Raw genomic sequence first — 16,083 nt, 5'->3', positions numbered from 1 at the left:
CGCGGCGTGGTGCATCGCGACATCAAGCCCGACAATATCCTCACGACGGGCATGCACGCGCTCGTCACGGACTTCGGGGTCGCCAAGGCACTCAGCGCGTCGATGCCCGTGCACGGCGGTACGTCCACCGGCATGGCGATCGGGACGCAGGCCTACATGGCCCCAGAACAGTTGGCAGCCGACCCGGCAGCCGATCACCGCGTCGACCTCTACGGCGTCGGGCTGCTCGCGTACGAGCTGCTGACTGGCGCCTCCCCGTTCATCGGGAACTCACCGCAAGCCACGTTGGCGGCGCAGCTCACGCAGGTGCCAGCGGCACCACACCTGTCATACACCGACATCCCGGAGCCGCTCTCACGGCTGATCATGCAGTGCCTCGAGAAGGACGCGAACAAACGACCGGTGTCCGCTCGGGCGCTCTTGGCCGACCTCGAAGCACTACCGCCGATGTCGAGCGGCCCCGCGCTCCCGTTACGTCGGTCGCGTTCGAGCCCCAGCGCGCGCGCGGCCACGCTGATGGGAGGCATCGTGATCGCTGTCGGCGCCTATGTGGCCGCGCAGCGCATCCAGAGCGGCCGACGCGACGCGTCGCGCACCGCAGCCGATTCCATGCCGGACGCGCGCGATGCGGGCCCGGGGGGCGACCGCTCACGCACCATGTCGGCCGCGCTGCCGGAAACCGGCACCTCCCGCGTGGATACCGTTTATCGCGACCTGACGGATGGCGCGAATACCCTGCCCGTCGCGGTCGTGCTCACCCGCGCCGAATCCTTAGCCATCGCCGCCGCGGTGACCAAGCGGCAGGCGGCGACAGCCACGGTGCAGCGGAGTGCATCTCCCACAGCGACCGGCGCACCCTCAATCGCGATGCCCGGGATGTCCGCACCGAAAAGCGAGATGCGAATCAGTGTGCGCAGCGCGACCGGTGTGACGACCTCGGTCGACCGCGAGCTGCTGCTCGCCGAGGTGGGACGCATCTTTGCGGACTCGATGGCGCGCGCGCTGCTGCACATGGACAGCGCAATGCTGCGGCTGCCGCAAACAGCGCGCGTCGACGTGCCGCGTCCGCTTGCAACGCTGACGCCGACAATGGCGCCACCCTCCGACGGACGCGTGCGTGTGGTTGTCACGAACTATTCGAACGCCACAGGCAAGCGCGAGTTCGTGGCCACCACACGCGACGTGGCGCATCAGGTGCGCGCAGCCTTGGCCACCGACAAGTACGACGTAGTCTCCGATGAGATCACCGACCGCGCGACGCGGAACATGGCCGACCGCATGAGCGTGGGGTGGGGACTGCGGGCGGATTACGTTGTCAGCGGCATGGTCAGCACGCGCGGCGATTTGGTGGTGCTGCTCACGATCTTCACCGATGTGCGCGACGGGCGATTCACGCGAGTGTCCGAAGCGCTGGCGCCGGTGGCGGATCCGAAGCGGGCGTTCCCGATGGCGGCGAACCAGGTGAACGCTTGGCTGGACACGGCGAAGGTCGCCCGGGGGCGCAGGACGCGGGGACCGCAACCGGACTGACTCGCGACTCGTAACTCGCGACTCGCTACTCGCTACTCGCTACTCGCTACTCGCTACTCGCTACTCGCTACTCAGTACTCGGTGGTCTGAGTTCTGGCGTCAGGCTGCATATAGTGGTCAGAGTTCAGCAACGACAGTCCTCAGTACTGAGCGAGTTTGATGGGGCGTGGGGATGGTATCGCGTGCGCAAGAATGGTCACGCATTTTCCGGCGGGTGTCGTACACTCGCCCAATGCCGAACAATCCGAACAATCTCATGGTGCTTACGCGGGCGCGCGCCTTTGCGATCGACCTGCATCGCGCGGTGGAGCGGCGGGAGCGGTTCATTGGCAAGGCGTCGCCCGGCCTGCGGAATCAGATGCTGCGCGCCTCCATGTCGATTCCGCTCAACATTGCGGAGGGAGCCGGGAAAGACAGTCGTGCCGAGTTCGCGCACTTTGTCGGACACGCCATCGGCTCCGCCAACGAAGTCGAACAGCAGATGCTCCTCGCGCAGGCCCTCGCGTTGTTCGACAGCGAGATCGACCCACTCCTCGATGAGTGCCGTGAGATCAGCATGATGCTGTACGGATTGCGCAAACGGCTGCAGTGTATCGACTAGGAAACCCGCTCGGCACTGTGGACTGTCGTTGCTGAACTCTGACCACTATACCCAGTCTGAAGCCAGAATTCAGACCACCGAGTACTGGGTTGTGCGTTGTGCGTTGCGGCTTTCGCGTTGCCAGTCGCCAGACGCGAAAAGGGCGGCCCTTGCGGGCCGCCCTTTTCTGTCCGTCGTCAGCGCCTACTCCAGATCCGGCATCGTGAACGCGCTCGGCTCGAACGCCGGCAGCAACGCGTCGAAGTTCGGCTCCAGCGCTTCCGGCAGCGGCTCCGGCTCGGGGAGCGCATCCGATTCCACATCCACTTCCTGGTAGCGGTACATGCCCGTACCGGCCGGAATGAGGTGACCGATGATGATGTTCTCCTTGAGACCGAGCAAGTCGTCGCGCGAGCCACGGATGGCCGCGTCGGTCAGGACGCGCGTGGTTTCCTGGAAGGAAGCCGCCGACACGAACGACTGTGTGGTGAGCGAGGCCTTGGTAATGCCGAGGAGCAGCGGTTCCGCCGTTGCCGGACGGACCTTTGCCTTCTTGGCCGCATCATTGCCCAAGCGGAACGCGGCGCGGTCGACATGCTCGCCTTCGAGCATCTCGGTATCACCGGATTCCACGATGCGCACCTTCTGCAGCATCTGCTTCACGATCACGCCGATGTGCTTGTCGTTGATCTTCACGCCCTGCAGGCGATAAACCTCCTGCACTTCGTTCAGCAGATACTCCTGCACCGCGCGCGGTCCCTTGATGCGCAGAATGTCGTGCGGGTTGACCGGTCCTTCCGAAATACGGTCACCAGCCCGCACGCGGTCGCCCTCGTGCACGCGCAAGTGCTTACCCGACGGCACTTCGTACACCTGCTCCGCCTGCGCTTCGTCGACGATCCACTGACCGTTCTCGATGCTGGCCGGGCGCACGAACACCTCGCGCTTGCCACGCTTGATCTCGCCGAAGCGGACGAAGCCGTCGATCTCGGAGATCGTGGCCGGATCCTTTGGACGACGCGCTTCGAACAGTTCGGCGACACGCGGCAGACCGCCCGTGATGTCACGCGTCTTGTACGCCTCGCGGCTGACCTTGGCGATCGTGAGACCCGCCGTGATGGCCTGGCCATCCTCGATCGTGATGATAGCGCCCACGGGCAGGATGAAGTCGCGCACGCGCTTCTCCTTGCCGCCCTTGGACTGCCAGATCTCGATATGCGGGTGGAGCTTCTTCTCGCGGTCTTCGATCACGACGCGCTGACGCAGACCGGTCAGTTCGTCGAGTTCTTCGGACAGCGACTCGTCTTCGACGAGGTCCACGAAGCGAATCGTGCCCTCGACGTCGGCGATGATCGGATTGGTGTACGGGTCCCAGGAGAACAGGCGCGCATCGCGACGGTCTTCGTCGCGCACGAGCTTGCCGCCGTCTTCCACGAGCATCGTCGCACCGAGCGGCACCTGAACGCGTGCGAGCACGTGTCCATCCTTCGCCGACTTGATGTTCACGTCGCCTTCGTACGACGTCACGATGCGGTCGCCGTCCTTATTGATGACGAACACGAGGCGATCGCCGTACTCGACGATGTCGCCATCGTACTTCACGCGCTTGATCGTCTGTTCGGCGATACGCGAGGCGGTGCCGCCGACGTGGAAGGTACGGAGCGTCAGCTGCGTACCGGGCTCGCCGATGGACTGGGCAGCGATGATACCGACCGCTTCACCCAGGTCCACCATCTGCATGGTGGCCAGATTGCGGCCGTAGCACATGCGGCACAGGCCGCGCTTCGCTTCACAGGTGAGCACGGAACGGATCTTCACCGTTTCGATGCCCGAATCCTCGATGAGTTGCGCCGTCTCTTCCGAGATCAGCGTACCCGCTTCGGCCAACAGGCGCGGACGTCCCGCCTCGTCGCGTTCCATGGGATCGAGAATATCCTCGGCCGCCACGTTACCAACGAGACGTTCGGCCAGCGGCTCGATCACGTCTTCGCCTTCCTTCAGCGCCGATGTGTCGAGGCCGAGGATCGTCCCGCAATCCTCTTCCTGGATCGTCATGTCCTGCGCCACGTCGACGAGTCGCCGCGTGAGATATCCGGCGTCGGCCGTCTTGAGTGCCGTGTCGGCCAGACCCTTACGGGCACCGTGCGTCGACGAGAAGTACTCGAGTACCGACAGTCCTTCACGGAAGTTCGACTTAATCGGATTCTCGATGATTTCGCCGATACCACCCGTGAGCTTCTTCTGCGGCTTGGCCATCAGGCCGCGCATACCCGCCAGCTGGCGGATCTGGTCGCGCGAACCACGCGAGCCGGAGTCGAACATCATGAACACCGGATTGAAGCCACCCTGCGATTCGCGCATGGTCTTGACCATGGCGTCGGCGACGTCCGTGTTCGCGTGCGTCCACGTATCGATGACCTTGTTGTAGCGCTCACCGTTCGTGATGTTGCCCGTCGCGTAGGCGCGCTGGAAGCGTTCCACCCGCTCCGACGCTTCCTTGAGCAACGTTTCCTTTTCCTTCGGGATGTGCAGGTCTTCGATGCCGATGGAGACACCGCCGCGCGTTGCGTTGCGGAAGCCGAACTCCTTGAGGCGATCGAGCAGCGCCACCGTTTCCGCGAGCCCCGCATTCCGGTAGCTCTGGAAGACGAGTTCGCCGAGCGCCTTCTTCTTCATGTCCTTGTTGAGGAACGGCAGTCCCTTCGGCACGATCGCGTTGAACAGCACGCGGCCCGTGGTCGTCGGAATCCAATGGCTGCCCTCCTCGGTCTTGTCGAGCCAACGGATCGGCGTCTGGTACGTGGCGCGGCCGTTCGCGATGGCCAACTCCACTTCCGCGATCGTCGTCATCGCCCGTAGCTTGGCCACCGCCACTGGGTCCTTCATCGTGGCGGTATCGAAGCCCGTGGGCGCCTTCGTGGCCACGTAGCAGCCCAGCACGATGTCCTGTGACGGCTCGGCCACCGGGCGTCCGTCGGACGGCTTCAGAATGTTGTTCGACGACAGCATGAGCACGCGCGCTTCGATCTGCGCTTCGAACGACAGCGGCACGTGCACGGCCATCTGGTCACCGTCGAAGTCGGCGTTGAACGCCGCGCAGACGAGCGGGTGAATACGAATGGCCTTGCCTTCCACCAGCACCGGCTCGAACGCCTGAATGCCGAGGCGGTGCAGCGTCGGCGCGCGATTCAGCAGCACCGGGTGATCCTTGATGATGCCTTCGAGCACTTCGAAGACCATCGCGTTCTCGCGCTCCACGATCTTCTTGGCGCGCTTCACCGTCTCGGCTTCACCGCTCTCCACCAGCTTGTGGATGATGAACGGCTTGAACAGTTCGAGCGCCATGGCCTTCGGCAGGCCGCACTGGTGCAGCTTGAGCTCCGGACCCACGACGATGACCGAACGGCCCGAGTAGTCCACGCGCTTGCCGAGCAGGTTCTGACGGAACCGGCCCTGCTTGCCCTTGAGCATATCGGACAGCGACTTGAGCGGGCGCTTGCCACGACCACGAATGGCCTTGGAGCGACGGCCGTTGTCGAACAACGCGTCGACCGCTTCCTGCAGCATGCGCTTTTCGTTGCGCAGGATGACTTCCGGCGCCCGATGCGAGATGAGCTTCTGGAGACGGTTGTTGCGGTTGATGACACGCCGGTACAGGTCGTTCAGGTCGGACGTGGCGAAGCGTCCGCCGTCGAGCGGCACGAGCGGCCGCAGGTCGGGCGGGATCACCGGAATCACGTCGAGGATCATCCACTCCGGACGATTGCGGATCTCTCCGCCCTCGCCGCTGGTGCGGAACGCATCCACGATCTTCAGGCGCTTCAGCATCTGCTTCTTGCGATGCTGCGACGTTTCGCCGACGACGGACCCGCGCAGTTCCTCGGCGGTGCTGTCGACGTCGAGACGCTTGAGCAGTTCACGGACGGCCGGCGCGCCGATGTCGCACTGGAACGCCGCGTCGCCTTCCGCCTTCGCCTTCTGGCGGAGCGTCAGATATTCGTCTTCGTCGAGCAGCTGGCGCTCACGCACTTCCTGCGAGCCCGGATCGATGACGATGTAGTTCGAATAGTAGATCACCTTCTCGAGGTCACGGAGCGTGACGTCGAGCAGGTTGCCCATCGGAGACGGCAGGGTCTTGAAGAACCAGATGTGCGCGACCGGCACCGCCAGTTCGATATGACCCATACGCTCGCGCCGGACTTTGCTGAGCGTGACTTCCACGCCGCAGCGGTCGCAGATCACGCCACGATAGCGGATCCGCTTGTACTTCCCGCAGTGGCATTCCCAGTCCTTGACCGGACCGAAGATGCGCTCGCAGAACAAGCCGTCCTTCTCGGGCTTGAACGAACGGTAGTTGATGGTTTCGGGCTTGGTGACTTCGCCCCACGACCACCAGGTGCGCAAGCCGGCCATTTCCAGCCGTTCGCGCTCCTTGGGGTCCTTGGGTCCGCGAATCTCCTCGGGTGAGGCGATACGGACCGACATGTAGTCAAACGCGGACGCGCGGGCTTCGCGCGAGCTGCGGAAGTCGATCATGGTTATTCCTCCCCGCCGTTACCGTTGCCGCCGGCGTCGATCAGCTCGACGCCGGTACCATCGCTGGCCCCGAGCGTGACCTTGATACCCAACGCCTGCAGTTCCTTCACCAGCACGTTGAACGATTCCGGGATCCCCGGCTCCGGCAGGTTCTGCCCCTTGACGATCGCCTCGTAGACGCGGCTCCGGCCGTTCACGTCGTCGGACTTGACCGTCAGGATTTCCTGCAGCGTGTGCGCCGCGCCATACGCCTCGAGCGCCCACACTTCCATTTCACCGAAGCGCTGTCCACCGAACTGCGCCTTACCCGCCAGCGGCTGCTGCGTGACGAGCGAGTACGGTCCGATCGAGCGCGCGTGAATCTTGTCGTCGACCAAGTGGCTGAGCTTCAGCACGTAGATCTCGCCGACCGTGACCGGCGCGTTAAACGTCTCGCCGGTCCGACCATCGCGCAGGCGCACCTTGCCCGTGGGCGTGAGCCCCGCCAACCGGATGAGCTCCGAGCCGGCCGCATCGACATCGACATCCTTGCCGGCCAGCACCGCGGCGAGCGCCGGCTGACCGATACGCCGCAGCGTCTCGACCGGGCTCATGGCCGCTTCGGCCTGGAGCGCCGCGATCCCCGCCTTGAGATCGGCATCCGCCTCCCCCTCGGCCGTTTGGTGGATCGCCAGCGACGCGCGCACACCGTCGAGCTCGCGCTCGGCAATGGTACGGGCTCCCTGCGCGACGAACTCCTTCACGCGGCCGAACAGCGACTTCGTTTCGGCCGACATGGCCTTCATCGCGAGGTCGTTCAGGTTCGCATCGCCCAACAGCTCGACCTTGTCCGGCAGACGACGATCCGGCTTGATATCGGAGAGCAGGTGACGCACATCCTGCGGCGTGGCGTCGAACGACGACGCACCGAGTTCGAGCGTTTCGCGCGCCCAGCGGAGACCGGCGAGCTTCATCAGCAGGCCGATTTCGCGCTCGTTCGCCCCTTCGAATACCGGCGTCTTCGCATAGAAGTTGAGCAGCTTCGCGGCCCACCCGAGGTGGGTTTCGAGAATCTGTCCAACGTTCATGCGCGACGGCACGCCGAGCGGGTTGAGCACAATGTCCACCGGACGGCCGTTCGGCAGGAACGGCATGTCTTCTTCGGGGACGATACGGGCGACGATACCCTTGTTGCCGTGACGTCCGGCCATCTTGTCGCCGACCGAAATCTTGCGCTTTTCGGCCAGGTACACCTTGACCAGCTGGATGACACCGGGCGGGAGCTCGTCGGGCTGCAGAATGCGGTCGATGCGCTCTTCGGCGCGCTCTTCGATCCGGGCCTTCTCCTCGTTCGCGGCATCAATGATCTCGCGGACACGCTCGTTGGCCTTCTTGCTCTCCACGCGGAACGTCTTCAGGTCGAGCGTCGCGAAACGCAGACCGGTCAGCAACTCATTCGTGAGGGTGGTGCCGGCAGCGATCGCCTCTTCCACGGTGCCGGCCTTGAGGGCCAGCGAGATGGTCTCGCCATGCAGCAGCGCGGCCAGTTCCATGTCGCGCACTTCGTTGACGCGGAGCTTCTCCTCGCCCTCGAGACGACGCACATCACCGATGCGCTCACCACGATCCTTTTCCACGACCTGATCTTCGACGCGCGAGAAGATCTTCACGTCGATGACCACGCCTTCCATTCCGGGCGGCACCTTGAGGGAGCTGTCCTTCACGTCCTTCGCCTTTTCGCCGAAGATCGCGGTGAGGAGCTTCTCTTCGGGCGAGAGCTCGGTTTCACCCTTCGGCGTGATCTTGCCGACGAGGATGTCACCCGGCTTCACCTGAGCGCCGATGCGCACGATGCCACGCTCGTCGAGGTCGACCAGCGACTCTTCGGCAACGTTCGGGATTTCGCGCGTGATTTCTTCCTGACCACGCTTGGTGTCGCGGACGTGCAGTTCGAGTTCCTGAATGTGAATCGACGAGAACACGTCGAACTTCACCAGGCGCTCGGAGAGGACGATGGCGTCTTCGAAGTTGTGTCCGTACCAGGGCATGAACGCCACCGTGACGTTCGCGCCGAGGGCCAGCTGCCCCATTTCGGTGGCGGCGCCGTCGGCCAACACTTCGCCCTTGGCCACCGTCTGTCCCATGCGCACGAGCGGGCGCTGGTTGATGGCGGTGTCCTGGTTGGTGCGCCAGTACTTCTTGAGGCGGTAGCGGTCGAGGTGACCGAGGCGGGCGAGCGGGCGGTCGCCGTCGATCACGCCGATCAGGCCGGCATCGACGATGATCTCGTCGGCCGTCACACTGGTCACGATGCCCGGACGCCGCGCGATGATCACGGCACCCGAGTCGACGGCGACCGTCGCTTCGAGGCCGGTTCCCACGAACGGCGTGCGCGGATTCAACAGGGGCACGGCCTGGCGCTGCATGTTCGAGCCCATCAACGCGCGGTTGGCGTCGTCGTGCTCGAGGAAGGGAATCAGCGCCGCGGCGATCGACACGAGCTGTTCCGGCGCCACGTCCATGTAGTCGATGTCGGCCGGCGGGGTGAGCGGGAGGTCTCCACGCTTCCGCGACAGCACGAGATCGTCGACGAACGTGCCGTCGGGATTGAGCTTCGAGTTGGCCTGCGCGATGATCGCGTCTTCTTCACGGTTCGCGTCGAGCCACACGATTTCGCCCGTCACCCGGCTGTCCTTCACGACGCGGTACGGGGTCTCGATGAAGCCGAGATCGTTCACGCGGGCATAGCAGGCGAGCGACGTGATCAGGCCGATGTTCGGGCCTTCTGGCGTCTCGATGGGGCACATGCGGCCGTACTGCGAATAGTGCACGTCGCGCACTTCGAAGCCGGCACGCTCGCGGGTGAGGCCGCCCGGTCCGAGCGCCGACAGACGACGCTTGTGCGTCAGTTCGGCGAGCGGATTGGTCTGGTCCATGAACTGCGAGAGCTGCGACGAGCCGAAGAACGCCTGAATGACGGCAGACACGGTCCGCGCGTTCACGAGATCGTCGAGGGAGATCTTCTCGGGATCGGTGTTGATCGACATCCGCTCCTTGACCAGTCGCGCCATGCGCGAGAGACCAACGGAGAACTGGTTGGCGATGAGCTCACCCACCGAGCGGATGCGGCGGTTGCCCAGCTGATCGATATCGTCCACATCACCGCGGCCTTCGTGGAGTTCCACGAGCTGACGCATGATCTCGACGAAGTCTTCCTTCGTGAGCACGGTGGTCGACATCGGCGTGTTGAGCCGCAGACGCTGGTTGATCTTGTAGCGACCGACCCGACCGAGGTCGTAGCGCTTGGGCGAGAAGAACAGGCGCTCGAGCGCCTGCTTGGCCGTCTCGCGGTTGGGGGCGTCGCCCGGACGGAGCAGCGCGTAGATCTGCTTGAGCGCTTCTTCCTCGTGCTTCGTCGGGTCCTTGGCCAGGGTGTTCTTGATCAGCGTCGACTCGGCACGGCCGGAGGCGACGAAGACCTGCACCTTGGTGAGGTCAGCCTTGCGGATGCGCTTGATGACGGCATCGACGAGCACGGTGCCCTTTTCGGCCACGACCTCACCGGTGTCGGCATCGACGACGTCGCGCGCCAGCGTGCGGCGCACTTCGCGCTCGCCGCGGTCGATCGCGTCTTGTTCGTCGCGCAGATCGATCTGCGTGTACGAGGCGAAGACCTTGACCTTGTCGAGCCCCTGCCGCACGAGGCGGTTGAGCACTTCTTCGGTCAGTTCGTCGCCTTCGCGCACGAGCAGTTCGGCCTCGGCGCGTTCGCGCTCGGCCTTCGCTTTCTTCGTCTTGGCCTTGGGCGCATCCTCGGGCGTGACTTCACCTTCGAGCGTGATGTCTTCGGCGATGATGGCCCCGAGCAGCTCACGGAGTTCGGTCCGCGTCTCACGCTTCATGGTGAGATCGAGTTCGCGCTCGGCGAAGAACAGGCGCAGGATGTCCCGGTTCTCGCCGTAGCCGAACGCGCGCAGGAGCGCCGTGGCGGGGAACTTCTTTTTCTTGTCGATGTGGACGTAGATCACATCGTGGATGTCCACGGTGAACTCGACCCATGATCCCCGGAAGGGGATGATGCGCGACGAGAGCAGCCGTTGCCCGTTGGGGTGCGTGCTCTCTTCGAACACGACGCCCGGGGAGCGGTGCAACTGCGAGACAATGACGCGCTCGGCGCCATTGATCACGAAGGTGCCCAGCTCGGTCAGGAGCGGGAGCTCGCCGAGATAGACTTCCTTCTCGATGATATTGCGGGGGCGCTTGCCGTCCCCGGTATCCTCGAAGATGACCAGCTGCAACGTGGCCTTGAGAGGGGCCGAGTACGTCATGTCGCGTTCAATACACTCCGCGACCGAGTACTTGGGCTCACCGAGGCTGTACCGAACGAACTCCAACGAGAAATTCTCGTGGACGTCCGAGATCGGGAACAGGTCCTTGAAAACGCGCTCGAGGCCAACATCCTCGCGCTCTTGCGAGGCAGCATCCAGTTGGAGCAGCGACTCAAAGGCGCGCGTCTGGATGTCGAGCAGATGGGGCATGTCCATGCCCGTCTCGAGCTTCGCGAACGAGATCTGGTTCATCATATCCTTAGGGGCTCACCCGCGTACGGGGCGCACCGAATCCGGCGAGACCGGAGGCGCAAAGCGCTCCGTCCCCGGTGGAGCCGATCACTTTTCGGTGACCAGCTCCCCCGGGGAGGAGCGTTACAACGACGGAACTGCAGTTAAAACGACGAACGGTCGGCAGCCTTACTTGACTTCGACGGTCGCGCCCTCGGCCTCGAGCTTGGCCTTGATCGCGGCAGCTTCGTCCTTCGTGACGTTTTCCTTCACGGCCTTCGGCGCGCCGTCCACGAGGTCCTTGGCTTCCTTCAGGCCCAGGCCGGTCAGCTCGCGCACGACCTTGATGACCTGGATCTTCTTGCCGCCCGCTTCCTTGAGAACGACGGTGAACTCCGTCTGCTCTTCTACCGCAGCCGCCGGGGCAGCCGCGCCGCCGCCGCCCGCCGCCACCGCGGCGATCGTGACGTTGAACTTCGTCTTGAACGCTTCGATGAGCTCGGACAGATCGATAACGCTCATCGCGCCGATCGCGTCGAGGATCTCGTCCTTGCTCAGGGTCGTGTTAGCCATGGTCGTACTCTCCGTAAATGCCCCCCAGGGAGCCTGGGGCGTGTGATCAGGCGAACGCCTGGGGACTTAGTTGGAGCCTTCGAGCTGCGTCTTGCGGGCGTCGAGGGCGAGGGCAAACATCATCGGGATGCTGTTGAGGTAGCCAGCGAAGATCGACAGCGCTTCGTCGCGGGTCGGGAGCGAGGCCAATTTCTTGACCATCGCCTCGTCCACGGCGTTGCCTTCGTAGATCCCGCCCTTCACGGACGGCCGCTGATCGTTCTCCTTCGCAAAATCGGAGAGGACCTTGGCCGCAGTGATGCCATCCTTGGCCACCACCACCCCCGTCGGGCCCTTCAGACGCTGGGACACCAGCCCGCTCTCGTTGACGGCACGGAGCGCCAGCGTGTTCTTGATCACGACGTACTCGACGCCAGCCTTCTTCAGGCGGCGACGCAGATCCGTCATGCGCTTCACGTTCAAACCGGTGAAGTCGGTATAAAACAGCGCCTGCGCCGATCCGAGCTTCGTGCTCAGACTGTCTACCAGGTGCTGCTTGTCGCTCTTCTTGGCCTTGGCCTTGGCTTTCATGGTCGCGTCTCCCTCTTACCGGTACGGCGTGGTGTCGATGGTGACGCCAGGTCCCATGGAGCTCGAGATCGCGACGTTCCGAATGTACACGCCCTTGGCCGCGGACGGCTTCGAGCGAACGATGGTATCCATCAGCGCCGCGAGGTTTCTCGCGAGCTGGTCAGGGCCGAACGAGACCTTGCCGATCGGCGCGTGCACATTGCCACCCTTGTCGACACGGAACTCGATCTTGCCGCCCTTCGACTCCTTGACCGCCTTCGCGACGTCAAACGTGACCGTGCCGGCCTTCGGATTCGGCATGAGGCCGCGGGGACCCAGGACGCGGCCGAGCTGGCCGAGCTGTCCCATCTGGTCCGGCGTGGCAATCAGCACGTCGAAGTCCAACCAGCCGTCCTTGATCTTCGCGAGGTATTCGGTGCCGACGTAATCGGCGCCCGCGTCTTGCGCTTCCTGCACCTTGGCGCCGGCCGCGATCACGAGCACACGCATCGTCTTACCCGTACCTTCGGGGAGGACGACGGTGCCACGCACCACCTGGTCGGCGTGGCGCGGATCAACGCCGAGACGGACCGCCACTTCGACGGTCTCATCGAACTTCGCGAAGCTCATCTGCTTCACGAGATCGATCGCCTTGCTGGCCTCATACGGCTTGCCGAGTTCGCGGCGCTCGCTCGCGCTGCGGTACTTCTTCCCGTTCTGTGCCATGAGACTCAATCCTTGACCACAATGCCCATGGAGCGCGCAGCACCCGCCATCATGGCGACCGCACTCTCCATCGAATCGCAGTTCAGGTCGGGCATCTTCACGGTAGCGAGCTTCTCGAGCTGCGCCTTCGTGATCGTACCCACCTTCACCTTATTCGGCTGACCCGAGCCCTTGGCAACGCCGAGTTCCTTCTTGATGAGTTCCGCCGCGGGCGGCGTCTTCAAAATGAAGGTGAACGACTTGTCGCCGTAGATCGTGACCTCGACCGGGATGATCATATCACCGCCCTGCGTCCGAGCATTAAACTCTTTGCAGAAGCCCATGATATTGATACCCTGCGGACCGAGGGCCGTACCTACTGGGGGCGCCGGGTTCGCCTTGCCTGCAGGAATCTGCAGCTTGACGAATCCAGTGACCTTCTTGGCCATGCGTCTTCCTCATCGCAAGTTCCGCGGCCGGACTATCCGGCGCTGCGGTTGTGCTACCACGGTGTTTTCCGTCGAGTGGTGCCGACGTCCTGCGACGAACTCAGTACCCGCGTAACTGCAAGTAGTCGAGTTCGACACTCGTGGGGCGGCCGAACAAACTCACCGACACCCGCACTTTGCCTTTGTCCGACAGAATCTCTTCGACCGTCCCGTTGAAATCGGCGAACGGACCCTCCGTGATCGCCACCGCCTGGCCAATGAGGAATGGAATTTCCTCGCGAGTCGGCGCTTCCTCGGCCTGATCCACCTGCCCCAGCAGCCGACGGACTTCTTCGTCGCGCAGCGGAGTCGGCTCCTTCTCCTTCCCGACAAACTTGATCACGCCCTGGATCGCGTTGACCTCGTGCAAGGTGTCCTGGCTGGCGACCATCTCCACGAGCACGTAGCCCGGGAAGATCTTCCGCTCGACCGTCACCTTCTTACCGTTCTTGATCTCCACCACTTCCTGCGTGGGTACGAGCGCCTGACGAATCAGACGATCTTCAGGAGCGGCCGGATCCAGATCGATCTTACGCTGGATGAAGCGCTGCACCTTGTTCTCGTGGCCAGACGTGGTCTGGACCGTGTACCACCGGTGCGCGAGCATCGACAAGGACATCTGCGGGGTCAGCGGCCGAGCAACATCGCGGGCAGGCGCACGAGCAGCGCCTGCAACGCAACGTCGACCAGGGCGATCACCGCACCCAGCAGCAGCACGAAGATGATGATCTGGATCGTCGCCTGCTGCAGCTGCGCGCGATCGGGCCAGGTCACCTTCTTCATTTCGGCGATCACGTCATGATAGAACGTGACCAACCGCGTGCCGAGCCCGGGGCGGGCAACCTCGACGGGAGCCGTCATGGCTACTTGGTTTCCTTGTGCGTTTTATGCGAGTTGCAGCGCGGGCAATACTTCTTCCACTCCACCCGCTCGGGGTGGAGTCGCTTGTTCTTCATCACGAAGTAGTTGCGGTTTTTGCACTCGGTGCAACCGAGAATGATCTTTTCGCGCGCCATGTTCCGGCTCCGTGCTACAGCACACAGACGTCTTCTGCACCGGGTGCGCCGCCTGCATTCGCTGGGCGCGCTTAGCCGTGGTGAGGCTCCCCGATGGATCTCCCCCCGAATGGGGTGAGCCTTGCAACGTAGTGCGGCCGGGACGCGCTCGCAAGTCGCCGACTGACGGCGGGTTGCGGGAGGTCAGGCACACCGCGCCCGAACAAACGACGAACGCCGATCAGCCCTCACCGGCTGTGCTTGTACATCATGTCCACCAGTTCGTCGTACATCGCGTCGCGCTCGGCGCCACCGGCGGCGATCGCCGAGGCGGCGCAGTGCTTGAGGTGATTGCGCATGAGCTCACGGCCGACCGACCGCAGCGCTTCGTGCGCCGACGAGATCTGCGTGAGGATGTCGGCGCAGTACCGATCGTCCTCGACCATGTTCTGCAAGCCGCGAATCTGCCCTTCGATGCGGCGGAGCCGCGTGAGGTTGCGGGCCTTCGTCTCAGGATCGACGGCGACCGCCTTACGGCCGGTCTCGTCGTGGCTTCCGCAGCCGCAGCCGGCAGCATGGGCCCGCTCCGTGGACGCCTGCGAAGGGGTGTCGGACATCCGTGTCGCTCCGGGGAGGGGTGGATCAGCGCAAGGGCGCCTTGGCAAATACTGGGATACCCCGGCCCCCTATGTCAACAGAGCAACCCGCGACGGGAAGCACGAAGCCCCCGACACCACAGATGTGGTAGCGGGGGCTTCGGAAAGAGCTCACAACCGGGATCGAACCGGTGACCTCATCCTTACCAAGGATGTGCTCTGCCGACTGAGCTATGTGAGCGACCAGCAACTCCATGGGCTTCGCGTTTCGATTGGACGATCGATGAACACCAGTCGAAAGGCGATGCAACCCGTAGAAGGTACTCGATCCCTCGGATGGGATCAAGGCGGCTACTTCTTGAGCGTGACGACCACGACGCCGTTGGCGCCGTCGGCGCCGTACAAGGCAACGGCCGACGCGTTCTTCAGGATCTGGACGCTTTCGATCTGGTTCGGCGAGAGCTTGTCCATCTCGGCCTTGGTCATGCGCTTGCCGTCAATCACAAACAGCGGCTCCGGACCTGTCGACGGCGTGATCTTGAGCGAGCCATCGAGCGGCCGTCCCATCACGACACCATTGGGCGCGCGCGCGATCCGCACCTCGTTCGCCTGGCCATTCAAGGGCTTGCCCTTCACGGTGATGCCATTCACGGAGATCGAATCCGCGCGGATCGTTACGCTCCCGTCAACCACACGCTCTTCCATGGTGCCCGTCAACGGGGACCCCTTGGTGCGGATGAGGATCTGGGCGGCGTTCGACTTCTCGGCACCGACGATCCGGATCTCCTCGATGAGCGCCGACGAGATGCCTCGCGCCTTTTCCGCCGAGACCTTGGAGCCGTCGACGACGTACTCGACGAGCCGCTCATCGAGCTTGACGACCCGACCAAGGCGCGACTCCGCCTTGGCCACGTCCATTCCCTGCAGTTCGGCGGAGGTAGGCAGCTCGGCGCCACAGGCGGCGAGCAGGGCAGTTGACGACACCAGCAGTGC

13 protein-coding genes and 1 tRNA gene are annotated in these 16,083 nt (G+C 63.8%); 2 read left to right on the top strand and 12 right to left on the bottom strand.

From position 1 onward, the window contains the following. Together ACIRA7_RS09900 and ACIRA7_RS09895 are read left to right on the top strand one after the other, a co-directional pair. Positions 1-1,530: protein kinase (locus ACIRA7_RS09900; protein ID WP_396220679.1), on the top strand; the 1,530-nt coding region annotated here is incomplete at its 5' end. A gap of 232 nt (positions 1,531-1,762) precedes the next feature. Continuing rightward, a complete protein-coding gene (locus tag ACIRA7_RS09895; RefSeq protein WP_396220678.1) occupies positions 1,763-2,131 on the top strand; it encodes a four helix bundle protein in 369 nt (122 codons plus the stop codon). A 183-nt stretch (positions 2,132-2,314) separates the two neighbouring features. Here ACIRA7_RS09895 and rpoC read toward each other — a convergent pair whose 3' ends face one another. From rpoC to ACIRA7_RS09835, 12 genes are all read right to left on the bottom strand, one after another. Beyond that, the gene (rpoC, locus tag ACIRA7_RS09890) at positions 2,315-6,646 is read right to left on the bottom strand and encodes a DNA-directed RNA polymerase subunit beta' (RefSeq protein WP_396220677.1); all 4,332 of its coding nucleotides are present in this window, start codon (positions 6,644-6,646) and stop codon (positions 2,315-2,317) included. Positions 6,647-6,648: 2 nt separating this feature from the next. Further along, on the bottom strand, positions 6,649-11,205 hold the full coding sequence (gene rpoB, locus ACIRA7_RS09885) for a DNA-directed RNA polymerase subunit beta (protein WP_396220680.1): 4,557 nt from the start codon (positions 11,203-11,205) through the stop codon (positions 6,649-6,651). Positions 11,206-11,373: 168 nt separating this feature from the next. After that, positions 11,374-11,757, bottom strand: a complete 384-nt coding sequence (rplL, locus tag ACIRA7_RS09880) for a 50S ribosomal protein L7/L12 (protein WP_396220676.1) — start codon at positions 11,755-11,757, stop codon at positions 11,374-11,376. 66 nt (positions 11,758-11,823) lie between these two features. Next, complete coding sequence (gene rplJ / locus ACIRA7_RS09875; RefSeq protein ID WP_396220675.1) at positions 11,824-12,327, bottom strand: 50S ribosomal protein L10; 504 nt, start codon at positions 12,325-12,327, stop codon at positions 11,824-11,826. 15 nt (positions 12,328-12,342) lie between these two features. After that, positions 12,343-13,032 carry a 50S ribosomal protein L1 gene (rplA, locus tag ACIRA7_RS09870; RefSeq protein ID WP_396220674.1) on the bottom strand — a complete coding sequence of 230 codons (690 nt, stop codon included), beginning with the start codon at positions 13,030-13,032 and terminating at the stop codon, positions 12,343-12,345. A gap of 5 nt (positions 13,033-13,037) precedes the next feature. Continuing rightward, the gene (rplK, locus tag ACIRA7_RS09865) at positions 13,038-13,460 is read right to left on the bottom strand and encodes a 50S ribosomal protein L11 (RefSeq protein ID WP_396220673.1); all 423 of its coding nucleotides are present in this window, start codon (positions 13,458-13,460) and stop codon (positions 13,038-13,040) included. A gap of 100 nt (positions 13,461-13,560) precedes the next feature. After that, positions 13,561-14,118: a transcription termination/antitermination protein NusG gene (gene nusG / locus ACIRA7_RS09860; protein WP_396220672.1), complete on the bottom strand. Its 558-nt coding sequence runs from the start codon at positions 14,116-14,118 to the stop codon at positions 13,561-13,563. Positions 14,119-14,126: 8 nt separating this feature from the next. Next, positions 14,127-14,360: a preprotein translocase subunit SecE gene (secE, locus tag ACIRA7_RS09855; protein WP_396220671.1), complete on the bottom strand. Its 234-nt coding sequence runs from the start codon at positions 14,358-14,360 to the stop codon at positions 14,127-14,129. A 2-nt stretch (positions 14,361-14,362) separates the two neighbouring features. Next, the gene (rpmG, locus tag ACIRA7_RS09850; protein ID WP_396220670.1) at positions 14,363-14,515 is read right to left on the bottom strand and encodes a 50S ribosomal protein L33; all 153 of its coding nucleotides are present in this window, start codon (positions 14,513-14,515) and stop codon (positions 14,363-14,365) included. A 227-nt stretch (positions 14,516-14,742) separates the two neighbouring features. Next, positions 14,743-15,111, bottom strand: coding sequence for a metal-sensitive transcriptional regulator (locus tag ACIRA7_RS09845; protein WP_396220669.1), 369 nt, complete (start codon positions 15,109-15,111; stop codon positions 14,743-14,745). A 147-nt stretch (positions 15,112-15,258) separates the two neighbouring features. Beyond that, positions 15,259-15,331: transfer RNA gene (locus tag ACIRA7_RS09840), tRNA-Thr, on the bottom strand. A 110-nt stretch (positions 15,332-15,441) separates the two neighbouring features. Beyond that, positions 15,442-16,083: TonB-dependent receptor plug domain-containing protein (locus tag ACIRA7_RS09835; RefSeq protein ID WP_396220668.1), on the bottom strand; the 642-nt coding region annotated here is incomplete at its 5' end.

The sequence above is a fragment of the Gemmatimonas sp. genome (assembly GCF_044376735.1).
Classification (GTDB): domain Bacteria; phylum Gemmatimonadota; class Gemmatimonadetes; order Gemmatimonadales; family Gemmatimonadaceae; genus Gemmatimonas.
The sequence above is the reverse complement of the archived record's forward strand: the minus strand, read 5'-3'. Positions and strand labels throughout refer to the sequence as shown.